The sequence below is a fragment of the Mammaliicoccus sp. O-M54 genome (assembly GCF_022386035.1).
Classification (GTDB): Bacteria; Bacillota; Bacilli; order Staphylococcales; family Staphylococcaceae; genus Mammaliicoccus; species Mammaliicoccus sciuri_A.
Genome location: NZ_JAJNJE010000003.1, coordinates 48,696 through 66,495 on the forward strand (window position 1 = coordinate 48,696; position 17,800 = coordinate 66,495).

At 32.0% G+C, this 17,800-nt stretch carries 18 protein-coding genes and 1 riboswitch; of the genes, 3 read left to right on the forward strand and 15 right to left on the reverse strand.

What is annotated here, in order from left to right:
* Positions 1-63: 63 nt before the first annotated feature.
* Complete coding sequence (locus tag LQ673_RS06120; protein ID WP_119594078.1) at positions 64-1,032, forward strand: asparaginase; 969 nt, start codon at positions 64-66, stop codon at positions 1,030-1,032.
* Between the two features lie 45 nt (positions 1,033-1,077).
* Here LQ673_RS06120 and LQ673_RS06125 read toward each other — a convergent pair whose 3' ends face one another.
* The 5 genes from LQ673_RS06125 to LQ673_RS06145 form a co-directional block, all read right to left on the reverse strand.
* A complete protein-coding gene (locus tag LQ673_RS06125) occupies positions 1,078-2,064 on the reverse strand; it encodes a YpdA family putative bacillithiol disulfide reductase (RefSeq protein ID WP_025907077.1) in 987 nt (328 codons plus the stop codon).
* Between the two features lie 261 nt (positions 2,065-2,325).
* On the reverse strand, positions 2,326-2,964 hold the full coding sequence (locus LQ673_RS06130) for a CBS domain-containing protein (RefSeq protein ID WP_037588166.1): 639 nt from the start codon (positions 2,962-2,964) through the stop codon (positions 2,326-2,328).
* Between the two features lie 24 nt (positions 2,965-2,988).
* The gene (locus tag LQ673_RS06135) at positions 2,989-4,470 is read right to left on the reverse strand and encodes a LysM peptidoglycan-binding domain-containing protein (protein ID WP_185805822.1); all 1,482 of its coding nucleotides are present in this window, start codon (positions 4,468-4,470) and stop codon (positions 2,989-2,991) included.
* An 86-nt stretch (positions 4,471-4,556) separates the two neighbouring features.
* The gene (locus tag LQ673_RS06140) at positions 4,557-5,930 is read right to left on the reverse strand and encodes a RecQ family ATP-dependent DNA helicase (protein WP_126477480.1); all 1,374 of its coding nucleotides are present in this window, start codon (positions 5,928-5,930) and stop codon (positions 4,557-4,559) included.
* Positions 5,911-6,867: a helix-turn-helix domain-containing protein gene (locus LQ673_RS06145; protein WP_126477481.1), complete on the reverse strand. Its 957-nt coding sequence runs from the start codon at positions 6,865-6,867 to the stop codon at positions 5,911-5,913. Before LQ673_RS06145 ends, LQ673_RS06140 begins: the two co-directional genes overlap by 20 nt.
* Positions 6,868-6,971: 104 nt before the next feature.
* Here LQ673_RS06145 and LQ673_RS06150 point away from each other — a divergent pair, with 104 nt between their 5' ends.
* Positions 6,972-7,220 (forward strand): ferredoxin, encoded by a 249-nt coding sequence (locus LQ673_RS06150; RefSeq protein WP_239705312.1) that lies wholly within the window; start codon positions 6,972-6,974, stop codon positions 7,218-7,220.
* Between the two features lie 41 nt (positions 7,221-7,261).
* Here LQ673_RS06150 and LQ673_RS06155 read toward each other — a convergent pair whose 3' ends face one another.
* From LQ673_RS06155 to LQ673_RS06195, 9 genes are all read right to left on the reverse strand, one after another.
* Positions 7,262-7,810, reverse strand: coding sequence for an ECF transporter S component (locus LQ673_RS06155; protein WP_025907065.1), 549 nt, complete (start codon positions 7,808-7,810; stop codon positions 7,262-7,264).
* A 79-nt stretch (positions 7,811-7,889) separates the two neighbouring features.
* Positions 7,890-8,019: riboswitch (FMN riboswitch) on the reverse strand.
* 75 nt (positions 8,020-8,094) lie between these two features.
* A complete protein-coding gene (locus LQ673_RS06160; protein WP_126477483.1) occupies positions 8,095-9,837 on the reverse strand; it encodes an ATP-binding protein in 1,743 nt (580 codons plus the stop codon).
* A complete protein-coding gene (locus LQ673_RS06165; protein ID WP_025907062.1) occupies positions 9,837-10,544 on the reverse strand; it encodes a response regulator transcription factor in 708 nt (235 codons plus the stop codon). Before LQ673_RS06165 ends, LQ673_RS06160 begins: the two co-directional genes overlap by 1 nt.
* Positions 10,545-10,571: 27 nt before the next feature.
* Positions 10,572-11,789 carry a c-type cytochrome biogenesis protein CcsB gene (gene ccsB, locus LQ673_RS06170; RefSeq protein ID WP_037588178.1) on the reverse strand — a complete coding sequence of 406 codons (1,218 nt, stop codon included), beginning with the start codon at positions 11,787-11,789 and terminating at the stop codon, positions 10,572-10,574.
* Positions 11,782-13,425 carry a cytochrome c biogenesis protein ResB gene (gene resB, locus LQ673_RS06175; protein ID WP_037588181.1) on the reverse strand — a complete coding sequence of 548 codons (1,644 nt, stop codon included), beginning with the start codon at positions 13,423-13,425 and terminating at the stop codon, positions 11,782-11,784. Before resB ends, ccsB begins: the two co-directional genes overlap by 8 nt.
* 13 nt (positions 13,426-13,438) lie before the next feature.
* Positions 13,439-13,975: a thiol-disulfide oxidoreductase ResA gene (resA, locus tag LQ673_RS06180; RefSeq protein ID WP_037588184.1), complete on the reverse strand. Its 537-nt coding sequence runs from the start codon at positions 13,973-13,975 to the stop codon at positions 13,439-13,441.
* A gap of 114 nt (positions 13,976-14,089) precedes the next feature.
* Positions 14,090-14,827, reverse strand: a complete 738-nt coding sequence (locus tag LQ673_RS06185) for a pseudouridine synthase (protein WP_025907054.1) — start codon at positions 14,825-14,827, stop codon at positions 14,090-14,092.
* A complete protein-coding gene (gene scpB, locus LQ673_RS06190) occupies positions 14,827-15,387 on the reverse strand; it encodes an SMC-Scp complex subunit ScpB (protein ID WP_037588190.1) in 561 nt (186 codons plus the stop codon). The genes LQ673_RS06185 and scpB overlap by 1 nt, the downstream gene beginning before the upstream one ends.
* Entirely contained in the window at positions 15,374-16,108 is a 735-nt protein-coding gene (locus LQ673_RS06195) for a segregation and condensation protein A (RefSeq protein ID WP_191835594.1), read from the reverse strand. The genes scpB and LQ673_RS06195 overlap by 14 nt, the downstream gene beginning before the upstream one ends.
* Before the next feature lie 97 nt (positions 16,109-16,205).
* Between LQ673_RS06195 and LQ673_RS06200 the strand changes: the two genes are divergently transcribed.
* Positions 16,206-16,709 carry a DUF309 domain-containing protein gene (locus LQ673_RS06200; RefSeq protein WP_191835595.1) on the forward strand — a complete coding sequence of 168 codons (504 nt, stop codon included), beginning with the start codon at positions 16,206-16,208 and terminating at the stop codon, positions 16,707-16,709.
* Positions 16,710-16,795: 86 nt separating this feature from the next.
* On the opposite strand, the gene xerD is transcribed toward LQ673_RS06200, so the two are convergent.
* The gene (xerD, locus tag LQ673_RS06205) at positions 16,796-17,710 is read right to left on the reverse strand and encodes a site-specific tyrosine recombinase XerD (RefSeq protein ID WP_159315635.1); all 915 of its coding nucleotides are present in this window, start codon (positions 17,708-17,710) and stop codon (positions 16,796-16,798) included.
* Positions 17,711-17,800: the final 90 nt, after the last annotated feature.

Sequence of the window (17,800 nt, forward strand, 5' to 3'; positions counted from 1 at the left end):
CTCTTGTTCTTTAATCTTATATATTTTATCATAAATTATAATCATATGAATAGGAGGAAAGAAATGAAGAGAATATTAGTTATACATACTGGTGGAACAATTAGTATGTCTGAAGATAAAGATACAGGTAAAGTAGAAACAAATACTGAACATCCGATGCATAGACATCAAGCATTTATACAATCTCTAGGTGATATTACAGAAATAAATCCATTCCAAGTACCTTCCCCACATATGAATAATCAATATATTAATCAATTGAAAGATATTATTACAGAATCAATTGATAAAGATGAATATGATGCGTTTGTGATTACTCATGGAACAGATACTTTAGAAGAAACGGCGTATTTATTAGATTTAACAATAGATACGAAGTTACCTATTATTTTAACAGGTGCCATGAGATCTTCAAATGAAATAGGTTCAGATGGTCTATACAATTATGTTTCAGCTTTAAAAGTAGCATCTACAGATGATGCGCAAAATAAAGGGGTTATGGTTGTATTTAATGATGAAATTCATACAGCTAAAAATGTAACAAAAACACATACGTCAAACACAAGTACTTTCCAAAGTCCAAACTACGGACCAATTGGCAGTGTTACAAAGACGCATGTCATATTCCATCATCAACCTTTTCCATATAAAAAATATCCAAACATCAATCCAAATATCAAAATAGGTATTGTAAAAGCTCATATGGATCTATCAAGCGATTTATTAGATTTCTTTGTAGAAAAACAATATGATGGTCTAATTATAGAAGCCCTTGGTCAAGGCAACATGCCACCAACTGCATTACAAGGAATTCAGAACTTGCTCGATGCTGATATTCCAGTTGTAATGGTTTCACGTTCATTCAATGGAATTGTAGGCGGTATTTACGCATATGAAGGTGGCGGATACCAACTTCAACAAATGGGCATTATTTTATCAAACGGATTAAATGGACAAAAAGCACGTCTTAAACTACTTGTTGGTTTAAGTAATCATTTATCTAAAGAAGATTTAGTTGAATATTTCGCATAAAAAATAACCATGTTACTGGCTAATTGTCCAATAACATGGTTGTTTTTATGATTCTAAAGGTGTTTGCTTTTTTCTTTCAATATCTTGTGCAATTGTGCCACCGTGGAATTTACCATTTTCGATAAATATCGTGTTAGCATCGTTACCAGCAGCTATAACACCAGCGATATATAAATTCTCAACATTTGATTCCATTGTATCTCTGTTATATGAAGGTGCAGTTCCAAATTCATTTGTAATTGTTTCTACACCACAAGATTCTAGGAATTTGTAATCAGGGTGATAACCGATCATTGCAAAGACGAAGTCATTTTTAATTGTATATGACTTACCTTCTTTATTAAATGTAAGTGTGTCTTCATCGATACGTTCTACTTCACTGTTAAAATGCATCGTGATTTTTTCGTGTTTTGCTAATGATTCAAAGTTAGGTAATATCCATGGTTTAATACTTTTAGAGTATTCTGATCCACGGTATAATACTGTTACATTTGCACCAGCTTTTTCTAATTCAATTGCTGCATCGACAGCTGAATTTTTCCCGCCAATAATCACAACGTCTTGATTAAAGTATGGATGTGCTTCTTTGAAATAATGCATTACTTTACTTAACTCTTGACCTTGCACTTCTAATTCGTTTGGCTGACCATAGTAACCAGTAGCAATTGTTAAGAATCTCACTTTATACGTTTGTTTAGTTGTTGATACTAAAAATCTATTATCAACCTTTTTAACAGCTAATACTTCTTCAAAAGTTCTTACATCAAGTTGGTGATGTTTCACGACTTCTCTATAATAAACGAGTGCTTGATTTCTTTTAGGCTTTAAGTCTTCAACGATAAATGGTACATCACCAATACCAAGTTTATCACTAGAAGAAAAGAATGTTTGATGAGTAGGATAATGATAAATAGCATCTACGACATTACCTTTTTCAATCACGACAGCATTAATACCTTTTCTCTTCTGTTCGATTGCTGCACTCAATCCACAAGGGCCACCACCGATTATTAAGCTTTCATATTCTTGCATGTACTTTCACTCCTTATAATATCCTCAATCATTATATCAATAATGCGAGATTAGTAAAATAAAATGAAACTGAATATATGAAAAGATTGGGATTGTAGCGTGGCTAGGCGTTATTAGCAAGTTTGGTTAGAAGTGCAAATAAGGAGGTCGTTATTAGCAGTTTTGGTGAGAAGTGTTCATAACAGCTGCCACTTCACCATATTCAACACTATTAAAATGAAAAGAACCTGAACACATTACGTGTTCAGGTTCTTGCTTTATTTATTCTTCTGATACATCAAGTACTTTGAATCCATTTTTGCCTAAATACTTAATGAATTTTTCTAAGTTGTTTGTTTTCTCAACTTTGATGATCATTCTGCGATACATTTTATCTGTTTCATCAAATGTTACAAATGATATTGTATTAAGTTTGAATTTAGCAATGATACTTGATAAACGTTTAATTCTGCCTTCAGCTTCCACAGAAGTAATCGCAATACGGATTCCTTTTTGTTTCATGCCGAATGCTGATTTAAATTGTTCCATTACATCATATCTTGTTACGATACCAAGAAAATCTTTTTCGTCATTTACAACTGCTAATATTGGAAAGTCTTGCAAGTTAAGTAGTGATTCTTCTACTACTTGGTTTGCATTTAATGAGTGTAAATCTAACGTTAAGATTTCTTCAATTTTAGTACTTTCAATAAATTCATCCCTTGAGACATTTTCTTTTTTGAAGAAGTAATGTCTAAAAATACTATATCTCGTGATCATGCCAATATACTTTCCATCAGCAACTACTGGTAACCCATCAATACCATGATGTTCTAATTTATCAAGTGCTGAGTGAATTGTATCTTTCGGATTCGCGATATAACATTTTTCCTTTGGTATCATAATATTCGTTAAATACATAAAGCCATCCCCTTTTGTTTATGTCTATGGTATTACTAAATTCTGACCTTGAGATATTTCATTGCCAGAAATACCATTTGCTTGTCTAATTTTTTCTACATTTTCTGGTGATCCACTACCATAATATTGAATCGCAATACGGTATAAGTTTTCTTTACCAGTTACAGTATGTGATTCTTGAGACTGATTTTGGTTTTGATTACTTTGTGTATTTTGATTTGTTTGGTTGTTAGCTGCATCATCAGCTGCATTTTGTACATCTTCATTACTTGCGCTATCACTATATTGATTTACGCTATCGTCACTGTTTTGATCTTGGTTGCTTTGGCTATCTTCATTGCTATTTGCATTTGAGTCTGAATCTGAATTACTTTCGTCTGAGCTATTTTCAGAAGCGTTATTTGAGTCGCTGTTTTTGTCAGAGTCTTCATTTGATTCTTTAGCTTTGTCATTTGCTTTATCTTCGTCTTCTTTTTTAGCTCTATCTTTTTCAGCTTGTTCATCAGCTTTTTTCTTAGCGTCACTATTTGTTTGCTCTGTTTTTTCAGCAATTTCTTTACCGTTATCTTTATTTGCGCCATTTAAGTACATACCTAAGAATAAGGCAAGTGCACCAAGTATAAGAATTGCAGCTATTATAGGAACAAGTGCTTTCTTGAATTTATTTGAGTTGCCATCATCGCCGTTTTGTCCACTGCTACCATTACTTGGTGGTGTACCTCCACCGGCTGAACCGCCTCCTGCAGCACCTGCTGCGCCAGCGCCAACTGCTCCGGCACCCGCTGCTGCGGCTGCACCTTTTTTGTTTTTAGATTGGTTGTCTTTGTTATCTTTGTTGTTCGATTCTTGTTTATTGTTTTTATTTGATGAAGCAGATGCTGCTACACCAGCACCAACTGCGCCAGCTCCGGCAGCGGCTGCTGCACCTTTTTTACCTTTTGACTTGTCTTTTTTGTTTTGATCTTTAGCATTATTCTGATTTGCAGAATTACTTGCGGCACTAGCGCCTGCGCCAGTAGCAGCGGCAGCACCTACAGATTTTTTATGATCATTTTGACCTTTAGGTTGTTGATCCTTAGTTTCAGGTTTGTCTGTTAAAGATCTTTTTTGTTTTGGTTTATTATTTTGAGAGTTTTTATTGGCGTTAACTGCACTTGCACCTGCAGCTCCGGCACCAATTGCTCCACCTTTTTTAGAAGACTTATCTTCGTTATTTGGTGTTTCTGAAGCTTTAGGAGTTTCTCGTTTATGTTGTTCTTCTTTTGCTTTCTGTTTATTAGCTTCTTCTTTTCTACGTTGTCTTCTTAGTGCGCCTCTTGGTGGATATTGTTGTTCTTGTTTACTTTGTTGTTTTTCTTCTTTTTTGTTGTCTGTTTCTTTTCGATTTGGCTGACTTTTATCGTTTACCTCTTCGTTGTTGTTTTCTACTTCTTGTGTCTTGTCTTCAGGTCGTTCTATCTTTTGACGACTTTTTTCGAATTCGTCTTTAAAATTATCTTTAGACAATAAACTCACCTCATCATTATCTTTTTGTATATATTGAATTATACTTTATTATATCCTTGTTGAACTTATCAAGTAAAGCAATCCTATTAAAATATTGCATTTAATCTATTTTTATAAGAAGTTTTGAATTTGACTTCTTTTATATTTGGTAATTTTAATAAATTTGCATTCTTACAATTGTCACAACAATGATTATCTTGTGTAACATGTTCATTAAAATAATTCATTAAATACGTACGTCTACATGTATCGATTTGAATATAATTTCTCATAAAACTAAATGCATATTGTTTTTGATTCTGCTCAGCTTGAATTTTCTCTTTTAATTGTTTAAGTGGATATAATTCAAGAAGATACTGGATATTTTTAGATATCTCCTCATTTAGTTGATACCCTTGTTCGAATAAATTAAGCATATCAATATCAATTCCATGTTCATTAGCTAAATGGCTTAAAATATGAATATCACTTGCAGTAAATAAACTAATTGCTTGAGAGGATTCACCATCACGTCCTGCTCGGCCAACTTCTTGTACATATTTAGAAGGTGACGTAGGTAAATGGTAATGAATCACTGTTCTTACATCTTGTTTATTAATACCCATTCCAAAAGCACTTGTAGCGACAATGATTTTAATATCGTTATTGATAAACTGTGTTTGAACAGTTGTTCTTTCTTGATAATTTAAATCCCCATGATAAATCCCTGTTAAAAAGCCTTCTTTATAAATCATTTCTGCTAATTCATGACATTTCTTCTTAGATGACACATAAATAATAGTTGGTCCTGAGTCTTTTATGGTGTCTAATAGGTAATGATCTTTTTCTTCTTCGCTATCAAAATTAACATGATGATACATAATATTTGAACGATTGAGTCCTTCTTTATGTATTTTAAAATGGCGCTTTGTAATCACTTCTATATCTTCCATCATTTTATTTGTCAATGTTGCTGACAGTGCGATAACTTGTGCTTGTTTAAAGTATTGTGTGACTTTTGAAATCAGTGCATAATGCGGTCTAAAATCAAATCCCCATTCACTTAAACAGTGTGCTTCATCTAAGACAATATATTTAAAACCAATAGATTTAAAGCGTTTAAAATTATGTTCTTCATATATAAATTCTGGGCTACAAAATATAAATTGATAGTTCGATAAATTTCTAAATATATCTGACCTTTCATTTGGATCAATAGCAGAATGGATTGCAACAGCATTCTTCTCGCCATTTAATTTCATCTGAACAACTTGATCATCCATTAAAGAAATAAGTGGAGAAATTATGAGCACTCTGCCACCAGTTATATATGCTGGCAATTGGTAACATAAACTTTTTCCAGCGCCGGTTGAAAGGATGCTCAACACATCATGGCCGTCTAATATGTTTTGGACTGTTTCCTCTTGCCCACTTCTAAAATGATCATATCCAAAATACTTTTTAAGTTCTTGTTGTAGCATTTAATCCCTCCATTGCATAGCAAACATACATGAGTTTGATTTCGAAATACGTAAAATCATTTAACGCTTCATAATAAAATTTCAAATTTTGATTAGGTGTTTGTTGAATCACTTCTACAAATCTTGCGTATTGGTCATCACTAACGTATAAATTCTTATCCTTTAAATAACCTTTAATATACATTTCAATAATATGGTCATGAATCGTATGCGTCTTAACACGTTTAATATTCGCTAGTTGATCCATATCATAAGTACGATTTAATAATTCATATGTTGTGAATGTTTGTTGGTTTAACAAAGGTTGATATTTAATCTGAGATAATATTGGATAACGTTCTTTATTTTGTATCGCAACTTGGATAAATTGATATTCTTCTACTAAATGTTCTCTTAAATCCATTATACCAATATCTTCAATCATTGAAATTTGTTCAATTGTATAAGGCGTTTCTCGAAAACCTGCTAATAAATAATGCATATATATTGTTTGAAAGTATGTATTCATATCTTCAAATAGCTGATATATTTCTTCTATAAATTTATCTTCGCCTACTTCTTTAATGTGTACGTAAATTTCTTTAGCTTTAAATTGTATCTCTTTATCATTGATGATTGGTTGATATGTTAAATGGTTATGCTTTTTTTGACTTATCATCTGAGTTAATAATAAGATTGTATTAACAGATTGAATGGCCTGACTATAGAAAAAGTCGCCTATGATAGGTTCATTAATATGTTCCACTGATTCGTTAATGATTTGTTCGAATTGTTCAAATTTTAAATTTGGCAAACAACCATAATACAATTTCAAATGTTCAATCGTTGCATCAAAATATGTTTGATGAGTCTTTTTACCGATTAAAATGTTATAAATACTTTTATCAGTTTTGTTGTCATGCTTCATGGAAAGGGTTTTCAGTATAATCTGTTTCAAATAAGTCACCTCAAATAACATAAAAATGTTGAAATCTCTAAGTGTTATCACTAAAATAAGTATGTATAATAAGTGTAGCATGTTTTTTAAAGGAGGCGAAAATTTTGGCTAAATACACAATAGTAGATATGGATACATGTATAGCATGTGGCGCATGTGGAGCAGCTGCCCCTGATATATACGATTATGATGATGAGGGAATCGCCTACGTAATACTAGACGACAATAAGGGAATCGAAGCTGTCCCAGAAGAATTATTAGAAGATATGGGAGATGCTTTCGAAGGTTGTCCGACAGATTCAATTAAAATAGCAGATGAATCATTCGACGGAGACGCACTTAAATTCGAATAATATATATGAGAAAGGCTAGGACGTGAGGTCCTAGCCTTTCTTTATTTTATAATAGACTTAAGTTTATCAAATATTAAAATGTATATGACAGAAATGACAATACCTTTAATTAAATTAAATGGAATAATACCGGCAGATACGATTAATTTTAAATTATTTGCAATATCTGCAAGATTCATAATTTGTCCGTATAAAGGTAATAGAACAAAGTAATTCATTAAACTCATGAGAATTGTCATTAAGATTGTACCAACTGCTAATCCATATCCCATAAATAATTTTGATTTTTTCATGCGATAGAAATAATAAGTTGGAATGACGAGACATATTGACGCTAAAAAGTTAGCCGTATTTCCAATTGGTTCGTGTGACACAATTAAGAAATTCAATACGTTTTTAAATAATGCGACTAATATACCTGAAACTGGACCGAACGCAAATGTTGCGACAAGTACAGGAATATCACTGAAATCCATTGTTAAATATGGTGGTAAAAATGGCAATGGAAATTTCAAAAACATTAAAATAAAGCTGATTGCGATGAGCATACTTACAGTGAGTAAGCGTTTTGTTTTGTTATCGTTAGACATATAAACTCCTCCTATTCATCTCGTAAGAATAGGAGGAAAAATTATCGCAAAATAAACCTAGTCAAGACTAGATTTTTTCCTCCATCTTCTCCCATCCAGACTTTAACTGTCGGCCTTAGAATTTCACTAAGTCAGCCAATATACATACATATATTGGGTCGCGGGCTTTAACCGCCGGTATGGAATTACACCAAACCCCGAAGATGAATTTTTTTATTTAGTTTTAATTACAAAATATATATTAGCACATTGGTCAGGTATTTTCATCTAAATAACTCAACAATTTAAACTTTTGGTAAAGTTATTGTAAATTGAGTGCCTTCACCCTCTTTACTATCAACTTTAATCGTACCATGATGTGCATCTATAATTTTTTGAACGATAAAGAGACCAAGTCCTGTTCCGTGTTTACCTCTTGTGCGAGAAGCGTCAACTTTATAGAAACGATCAAATATTTGATCTAAATGTTCCTTAGCGATACCTACGCCACTATCTTGAACTGTTATAACAAAGTCTTCTTCATTTGTATCATCAAAGACAACATTAATAGTATCATTTTGATGTGTGTATCTTATCGCGTTATCGATTAAATTCGTTAAAATTTGCTCAACTCGATCACTATCACCATACCAATTCGTAAGACTCCCAATATGTTTAACGGATAAATTCAATCCATTTTCTCTCGCTTGTGGTAAGAATTTAGTATCAATTTTGTTCATTAATGTAGAAATGTTAAAGTCATCTAAATGAACTTTAATGCCTTCAGCGTCCATTTTGGCAACTTCTAATAATTCATTAATTAATCTACTTAATCTCTTTGACTCATCTAAAATAATATATAAGAAATCATCAACGTCTTTCTTCTCAGTTACAATACCGTCAACAATTGCTTCAGTATAACCTTGTAACATAGAAATTGGTGTTCTTAATTCGTGTGAAACACTTGCGATAAAGTCTTTTTTCATTTGGTCCATATGGTGTTCATCGGTCATATCACGAATGATTACAACAATACCTGATGAACCATCATTTTGAATGCTATCGATATACGTTGATATAACGACATAATATTTATGTCCCAATTCGTATTCGAAAAACTGCGTATTCTTTTCTTTAAATGTGTCGTTTCTTTGTGTAGATATATCAACATGATCAAATTCTCTTACTTCTTTTAAGAATGTATCTGCTTTGGAGTTAGAAATAATGATTTCATTCTTGTCATTAATACCTAGCACACCATCGATCATTGAATTAATAAGTTTTTCTTGTATATTATTTTTCGATTTAACATCATCTATGTTTGTACGGATATCTTTACTCATTTTATTAAATGCTAAACCGAGTTCGCCAATTTCATCACGCGTATAAATCGGTACTTTTTCAGTATAATGACCTTTAGCAACTTTAAAGGCTGCATGTTTCAATTGAATTAAAGGTTTCGTAATTCTGTTTGAAAGGAAGAAGGCAAAGATCGTACTCACGATTAATAATATAATGGCTGAAACAAGTATACTCAATGTAACAACATTTTGAGCTTCTTTAATGGAGTTGATATCTTGGAATAAAAAGATACCTGCATCGTCTTCAGGAAAAGCTTGTGAAGGATAGCCTAATAAAATATATTGATGTTTCTCACCGTTATAAGTTAAATTGATTTCTTTTAATACGTGCTTATCTTCATTAAAGACTTTATCGAATGCATGATTAGTTCTGATCTCATTAAGCATGACTTCTTTTAACGGGTCTTCAGATCTTGCTGTCAAATCCTCACTATTTTTAACGATAATGAGTCCAGCAGGATCTTCAACAAGTGCTCTTGCATAATCGATTGCTGACTCTTTTTCGTGTGAACTCAGTAATAATCGTTCTATTTTACTTGCATTATTATATAAATTTTCACCTGTAGTAGATGTATTATTAGATTGTAAAAAAGTTATAAGAAATCCGCTTAATAAAAGTAAAACTGTCGTTACTATTAAAATAATAGATAACCACAGTTTTACAACAACACTATTTAATCGATTCATTATTCAGGAACCTCAAATTTATAACCGACGCCCCATACAGTATGAATCATTTGTGCAGCATCTTCAGAAACTCTATTTAACTTTTCACGCAATCTTTTAACGTGCGTATCAACTGTTCTTAAATCACCATAAAATTCATAGTGCCAAACTTCTTTCAACAGTTGTTCTCTATCAAATACTTTATCAGGTGATTTTGCTAAATATAATAATAATTCATACTCTTTAGGTGTTAAATTTACTTCTTTTTGATCTGCTAATACGCGATGTGCGTCATTATCAATGACTAAGTTTTCAAATACAATTAAATCTTTAGCTGTATTCGTTTGATTAACCATTGAATGATTCGTAGTACGTCTTAGTAATGCTTTTACGCGTAAGACAACTTCTCTAGGCGAAAATGGTTTGACGATATAATCATCTGCCCCAATTTCAAATCCTTCAACGCGATTATTTTCTTCACCTTTAGCTGTTAACATAATAATAGGTGTTGATTTTGTTTCTCTTACTCTCTTACATACTTCGATTCCATCTATTTCAGGTAACATTAAGTCTAACAATATGCAGTCATAATCTTCGTTTAAAGCTTTATCTAAGGCATCTTGGCCATTATCCGCTTCATCAGTTTCATAACCTTCTCTTTCGAGATACATTTTAACTAATTTTCGAATTCTATCTTCATCATCTACTACTAAAATACGATCTGTCATGCTTCGTTGACTCCCTTCTAGCATTTTTTAAGCATAAGAATGTAAACCAGCTACTATTAAGTTAACGGCAATAACATTAAATAGAATGATTGCAAGGCCACCAACAGCTAACCATGCTGATTTTCTGCCTTCCCAACCTTTACCTAATCTTAAATGTAAGAATATCGCATAATATAAGAATGTTATAAGCGCCCAAACTTCTTTAGGATCCCAGCCCCAATATCTACTCCAAGCCATTTGTGCCCAGATACTCGCGAATAATATACCGCCAAGTGCAAATAATGGGAAACCAATGATTACTGAACGATATCCTATTTCATCCATCAAGGATAGATTGACTTTTTTCGTAAGTGGTTTGATAAGACTAAATAAAGTCTTGCCTTTCAAAATCAATCTTAGTATACCATATAAGACTGTACCAACTACAATTGACCAAACGACTGTGTTTAGTTTTTGAGCATTGATAACAGCAGGTAATTCAATCTTGCTCCATTTTAAGATATCAGTTCTTTCTTTTGGTTCATAATCGCTACCAGAAACATGATCTACAAGTAAACTATCTTGTTGTGTCACAAATGCTGGAAGATGATAATGTTGAACAGAGTTATTATCGTTTTTATCGATAAAGAAATAAGTGTCATCGTAACCAACGATATCTTTCATAATGATCGTTGTTAATATAAATCCAATGACAATAACTATGAAATACATAATGACTTCTACAAAGAAACTATGTATCGATTTTTCTTCTGGACTAACAGCTGCGAATAAATAAATTAATCCTGCTATACAGCTGATTGATAAAATACCATATGAGATTGTTACTGTTATAACGTGAATTGCTAACCAACTAGATTGTAACGCAGGAATTAATGGCGAAACATCTCTAGAGAACATACTTGCATATGCAATTAACAACATCGCAATTGGTAATACGAATAGCGCTAAAATAGGTGTCTTATAAATAGAGTAAATAACAAGGAAGCCACCTACCATCATAATGCCAAACATCGTTAAGAATTCATACATATTACTTACCGGTGCATGTCCCGCTGCAATCCATCTTGTAATAAAGTATAGAATTTGTAATACAAAGCCGATGACAGTTAATGTCACCCCTACTTTTTCTGCTCTTTTCTTAGGTGAACGGATTGAGAATGAATATGGGACAATCGCAACTAAGTACAAAATAAAAGCAGAATATAAACTGATATTACTAATATTTAAAAACATATCTTTATCCATTGTTTGCCTCCTTACTTTCGTGAATGTCTTGTTTAGTATCTTCAATATGTGAAATGTGATGTTTATCTAAGACTTGGTTAATCTCTTTTGAGAAACCATAATAATTCTTATTTGTATGTGCAGCGATATTAAACTCACCGTTATCTGTATTAATCCAAATACGTCTATGGTTAATATATGATCCGACTGCTAAACCTAATAAGAAAATAACGAAACCTGTAAATAATATTGGAAGTGTTAAATCTTTCTTCACTGCCAACACTGTTGCCCATTGATTTGTTGCATTGGCAAATTTCACATCGTATTTATTATCTTTAGATATATCTTGTGATTCTTTAATTCTTAAGAAACTAAATTCTGATTGTTTGCCTTTATCAGTTACTTCAAACACAAAAGCTGGATTATTTGGATTTGGTGATTTAGTTGCAAGTACACCATTTTCTATTTTTTCGTAATCTGGTGCATAACTTCTTAACTTAACTGTTAAATCATCTGTAATTTTATAAGTCTTTTTAGGACTTTCCAAATTGACTGTAAATGGTTTCCCGAGTGCTTTACCGTCTTTTGTTTTTAAGTTAAATGTCATATCTTTTAACAACGAGTTATCAAAGCTACTTTGGTAAAATTGTAAGTGATCATATTTCAATGGATGATTGACTTTAATTGAACCTGAAGCGACTTCTTTTAGATTAGCATCTGAACCAATTACTTCTTCTTGACTGTTTTTATATAAAGTAGCTTTTGTTTCATAGTTCTTAGCAATTTTGTTTAAACTTGGGTCAATTGATTCAGGGTTTGTATTGGATTGAGATTTTTGATCATATTCTTCATATATAAAGTCGTTGTTTTTTATATAATAGCCTCTATCTGTACCTGGTACTGGTTTCGTTTCTCCTTCTTTCACATAGACCATATCATCTAAGTAAAAGCCTGGTAAGAATCTTAACATTGCCCCAAATAATAAAATGATTAAACCAGTATGGTTGATATAAGGACCGTATCTTGATAAACGTCCTTTTTCAAGTAAGATATGATTCCCATCTTGTTTAACTTTATATCTTTTTTCTTTAAAAGATTGACTTAATTCATCAAGATTAACTTGATCTTCTGAATGTAAGTTTAATCTTTGACGTTTATAAAATGAACTGTGCTTTTTCGTTCTTTGATTTTTCAAAGATTTATGTAAAGGTATCCCTCTATCAATACTTGATGTAATAATAGAGAACGCTACTAAACCTAACAGAATTAAGAACCACCATGAACTATATAAATTGTGGAATCCAAGTTTATAATATAGTAAACCGAGAGAACCATAATGTTCATAATAATATTGTTCTGGATTCACATTCATTGGAATGAAATATTCTTGTGGGAATATTGTTCCAATTGAAGCTGCAATAACCGTTAATACGAGTAAAGTAACACCTGTTTTGATTGAAGCGAAGAAATTCCAAATGCGATCTAATATTGTTCTATTTTTTGTTTTCGAACGTATCGCTTGCCCATCGTAACGCATAACGTCGGTTGTCTTTTTCTTATCATAGTCGTCATTTATTAAGCGACCACAGTTTAAGCATAATTGAGTTCCTTCTGGGTTCTTATGCCCGCACTCACAAACAATTTGCTTGTTGCTCACTTTAAATCCCCCTCTATTTCACTTTGACCTTTTCCATTTCTTCTATGATTTGCTTTTTAGAAAGTTCACCAGTATGCTTTGTTTTTATTTTACCATCTTTATCAACCGTTATCGTAGTTGGTAATGGATTGATACCGTATGCATCTGTTACTAAATTATCGTTATCCATTGCAACTGTGAATGTTGGTGTTTCTTTTAATGAACTTAAATATTGTTTGATTTGTTGAGGATTATTTCTGACATGTATCGCAACGACTTCAACACCTTTGTCTTTGTAGTTTTGATATTGTCTTTCTAACTCAGGCATTTCGCGTTTACATGGTTCACACCAAGTCCCCCAAAAGTTAATTAAAACACCTTTCCCACGTAAATCTTTTAAATTAACCTTTTTCCCATCAACTGTTTGGAGTTCAAAAAGTGGCGCATCATCTCCAACTTGCGCTACTTTATCCTTATCTTTCGTAAGACTGGACCATACTGTAAATACAATTGCAATTAAGATCACTGCAGTTATAACAATTTGGAGTACAGTCTTCTGTTTTTTCTTCATTTAAAATCCTCCCTAACACAATAAAAAAACCATACATATGCAATGTTATGGTGTTTTGTCTAGTATATCATGACTAAAAAGCAGATTAGTGGCATTATTGTGAACGTTTACAGATTATTTACCATCTTGTGCTAAATGTCTTAAAACTTTGATTTCATGGGGTGATAACGTTCTGCCTTGTCCAGCATTTAAGCCTTTTAAATTAAGTGGACCATATTCTACTCTCGTAAGTTTAACAACTTCATGTCCAAAATGACTAAACATTCTTCTAACCTGTCTATTTCTACCTTCCGTAATCGTAATTTCTACATGTGTTACATTACGCTCTCTGTCTTGACTTTTTACTTTTACAATTGCAGGTTGTGTCAATCCATCTTCTAGCTGTATACCTTTTTCTAATTGTTTAACTTCTTCTCTTAGTAAATAGCCTTTTAATTTTGCTACATATTTCTTTTGAATTTTATAACGAGGATGCGTCATTAAGTTTGTAAACTCACCATCATTCGTTAAAATTAATAAACCTGATGTATCATAATCTAATCTACCAACTGGGAAAATTCTCGTCTTAATATCTTTAAAATAATCCGTTACAACTGCTCTTCCTTTATCATCAGATACACTTGTAATTACTTTTGTTGGTTTATGGAATAAAATATATAGTTTATCTGGCATTTCTAATGGAATACCTTCTACTTCGATATAATCAGAATCTTTCACTTTAGTGCCAAGTTCTGTTACTTGTTTATGATTAACGTATACAAGCCCTTCTTCGATTAATTTTTCCGCTTTTCTACGTGACGTATAGCCACTTTTTGCAATAACTTTTTGTAATCTCTCTAATTCTTCGCTCATTATGATTGCTCCTCATTGTTTTGTTTTTCGTTCATGCTACTAAAAAACAAATCCATTTCTTCTTGTTCATTTTCTTCATTTGTTGATTTCGGTAATTCGTCTAAAGAAGTCAGTCCAAATACATTTAGAAAGTAATCTGTCGTATACAATAATTGACTTCTAGATTGATCGTTATGTTTTGATTCAACGACACCTTTCGCAATTAAAGTCTTAACAGAAGCGTCTGAATTTACACCACGAATCACTTCTATATCACTTCTCGTAACAGGTTGATTATATGCAATAATAGATAATGTTTCTAACGCAGCTTGTGATAATTTTGTATTCATATTATCTATCATTAATTTTTCAAGATATTGATGCATAATTGGCTTTGCTGTAAGAATGCATTTATTACCGTAAAAAATGATTTGTAATGTTTCGCGATCATATTCATTTGCTAAATCTTTTAATTGTGATGGCGTTAATTCTAATAACTCACATAACTGATTAACTTCAATGCCTTCATCACCTAATGAATATAATAATCCTTCTAATAATCCTAATTTACTCACTGACATAATTCACGCCTCGATTTATAGTTATTTCTCCAAATTGATATTGTTGGAATACATCAATTTGTCTTAATTTCATCATTTCCAATATTGCCAAGAACAACGTTACCAATACATTTGTAGATAAATCAGATGGCAATGTCTCGAAAAATTTATAACTCTTATGTTGGGCAAGTTGTGCTTGTATTGAAGCAGTTGCCATTTCAATCGTATAACTATCTTCGTTAACTGTGACATTCTGTGGTTTATTAAATCTCTGTCTACGTTTAGTACGTTGGTATGCAATAATTAAATCCGTCAAATCTAAATCTAAAGGTGCACGTTTGTCATGAACGGCTTCAAATTTGGATAAATCTGCTGGCTTTTTGATGAATATTTGTTCTCTGTCTTGTTTTTTATGATTTAATAATTCAGCATATTCTTTATAATTTTGGTATTCGATTAATTGTCTAACTAAATCGTCCCTTGGATCATCTTCAAATTCATCAATATCTGATGGTTGTGTAGGTAGTAATAATTTGCTTTTGATCATCAATAACTCTGATGCCATCACTAAATATTCACTCGCTACATTTATTTCTAATATTTTCATTTGATGTATATAACTTAAGTATTGCTCGGTTAGTTCCTTCATTGGAATATCATAAATATCTATTTCGTATTTTTGTATTAAATGAAGTAATAAATCCAAAGGTCCTTCAAAGGCATCAAGTTTTACTTCATACATTTAAAACTTCCTCATTTCTATTCCTTTTACGTGCATAAATCTAAAAATTATTATACCATGATTACGTATAAATATTCTATGCTGAGAGGGATTTTAAATGGAAACACAAATAATGTCATTTCACTATCATTTCCATGTCTTAAGACATTATTTTGAATGTCACGATATATTAGAAGATCATTGGAAAGATCAAACTCAATTTAGTAAGCATGATGCAATTGTAAGTTTAATATTGTTCTCTACAGCGTGTTACCACTATAGACGTGATAATACGAAAGGCGCTCTAAAAACTTATAAAAAAGCATTACAAATTGCTGAATTAAATGATGACTTTAGCCATTTAGGTATTGAAAAAGCATCGTTTCAATCTTTAATTCGTTCACAAATCATGCGCATTGAGCAAGGTCATCCATATGAAAATATTCAACTCCCTTTAACAGATGCAAGCTATCGTGCTTTAGAAAGTTCTTTTGATGACTTTGAATTTAACTATAATACAGATGTATCAGATTATATTAAACATCATCATCTACTAAGGGATCGTACTGAAGTGATAGAAAGTCGTATTTCAGCATATAAACAACGTCACGCTAGACAATAAATAACCAATAAATGAGACCCCAAGCGACAGCAAATGTTAATAAAATTGCTAAAGTGACATATTTTTTTGATTCATTTTGTTGTTGTTTATTGTTCTTCATTTTTCTTCTCCTTCTTGGCTCTAGGGTGATACGTTAAATACATCTCACGTATTTGTTTTTTAGAGATGTGTGTGTAAAGTTGTGTTGTAGAAATGTCGGAATGTCCGAGCATTTCTTGCACTGCCCTCAAGTCTGCACCATTTTCAAGCAAATGCGTCGCAAAAGAATGCCTTAAAGTATGAGGTGTTAAAGTTTTCGTTATCCCTTTTTCTAAGCCGATTTTTTTTAATATTTTCCAAAATCCTTGACGCGTTAAAGCTGTACCACGTGCATTTAAGAATAATATATCTGTAACCTGTTTCTTCAATAAATTTGGTCGAACTTCTTGGATGTAGTTTCTTAATATGCCCATTAAATGTTCACCAAGTGGTACGATGCGTTCTTTATTTCCTTTACCAAACACTCTAATAAATCCCATCGTCAAATTGACGTCTTCTACATTTAATTGAATCAATTCACTTACACGAACGCCCGTGCCATATAAAAGTTCAAGCATCGTTCGGTCTCGTTCATCTCTAGGATTTGTAATATGTGTAAATGTTAAGAGTTGGTTCACTTCATCTTCACTCAATACATCTGGAAGTTTCTGTTCGTATTTAGGTGTTTCAATCAATATTGTTGGATCTTTAACGGCGTATTTCTCTCTAATTGCAAATTGATGAAAGCTTCTAATCGTCGCTGCCAGTCTCGCAATTGTCTTAGCTGATTTACCTTCTTGTTTAAGATGTGCAAAATATTTTTGTATCACAATACGATCAATGTTGTCTATATGACTAATTTTATGTTCAGTTATGTATTGGTTATATTGCTTTAAATCTCTTTGGTACGATTGGATTGTATTTTGACTCAAACCTTTTTCTAATCTTATAAAATCTATAAACTCATTTATGATTTGTTCCATGAATTCACCTCATTGTTGTCATTATTTTACCATAAAAAAAGACATCACTAAAATCAGTATAAAACTTCATTTAGTAACGTCCAGTATAGA

Bases quoted from the DNA above. Each gene is read 5' to 3' on its own strand.
- LQ673_RS06120 (WP_119594078.1), top strand. From the start codon at position 64: ATGAAGAGAATATTAGTTATACATACTGGTGGAACAATTAGTATGTCT.
- LQ673_RS06125 (WP_025907077.1), bottom strand. From the start codon at position 2,064: ATGCAAGAATATGAAAGCTTAATAATCGGTGGTGGCCCTTGTGGATTG.
- LQ673_RS06130 (WP_037588166.1), bottom strand. From the start codon at position 2,964: ATGTATTTAACGAATATTATGATACCAAAGGAAAAATGTTATATCGCG.
- LQ673_RS06140 (WP_126477480.1), bottom strand. From the start codon at position 5,930: ATGCTACAACAAGAACTTAAAAAGTATTTTGGATATGATCATTTTAGA.
- LQ673_RS06155 (WP_025907065.1), bottom strand. From the start codon at position 7,810: ATGTCTAACGATAACAAAACAAAACGCTTACTCACTGTAAGTATGCTC.
- LQ673_RS06160 (WP_126477483.1), bottom strand. From the start codon at position 9,837: ATGAATCGATTAAATAGTGTTGTTGTAAAACTGTGGTTATCTATTATT.
- LQ673_RS06165 (WP_025907062.1), bottom strand. From the start codon at position 10,544: ATGACAGATCGTATTTTAGTAGTAGATGATGAAGATAGAATTCGAAAA.
- ccsB (WP_037588178.1), bottom strand. From the start codon at position 11,789: ATGGATAAAGATATGTTTTTAAATATTAGTAATATCAGTTTATATTCT.
- resA (WP_037588184.1), bottom strand. From the start codon at position 13,975: ATGAAGAAAAAACAGAAGACTGTACTCCAAATTGTTATAACTGCAGTG.
- LQ673_RS06185 (WP_025907054.1), bottom strand. From the start codon at position 14,827: ATGAGCGAAGAATTAGAGAGATTACAAAAAGTTATTGCAAAAAGTGGC.
- scpB (WP_037588190.1), bottom strand. From the start codon at position 15,387: ATGTCAGTGAGTAAATTAGGATTATTAGAAGGATTATTATATTCATTA.
- LQ673_RS06195 (WP_191835594.1), bottom strand. From the start codon at position 16,108: ATGTATGAAGTAAAACTTGATGCCTTTGAAGGACCTTTGGATTTATTA.
- LQ673_RS06200 (WP_191835595.1), top strand. From the start codon at position 16,206: ATGGAAACACAAATAATGTCATTTCACTATCATTTCCATGTCTTAAGA.
- xerD (WP_159315635.1), bottom strand. From the start codon at position 17,710: ATGGAACAAATCATAAATGAGTTTATAGATTTTATAAGATTAGAAAAA.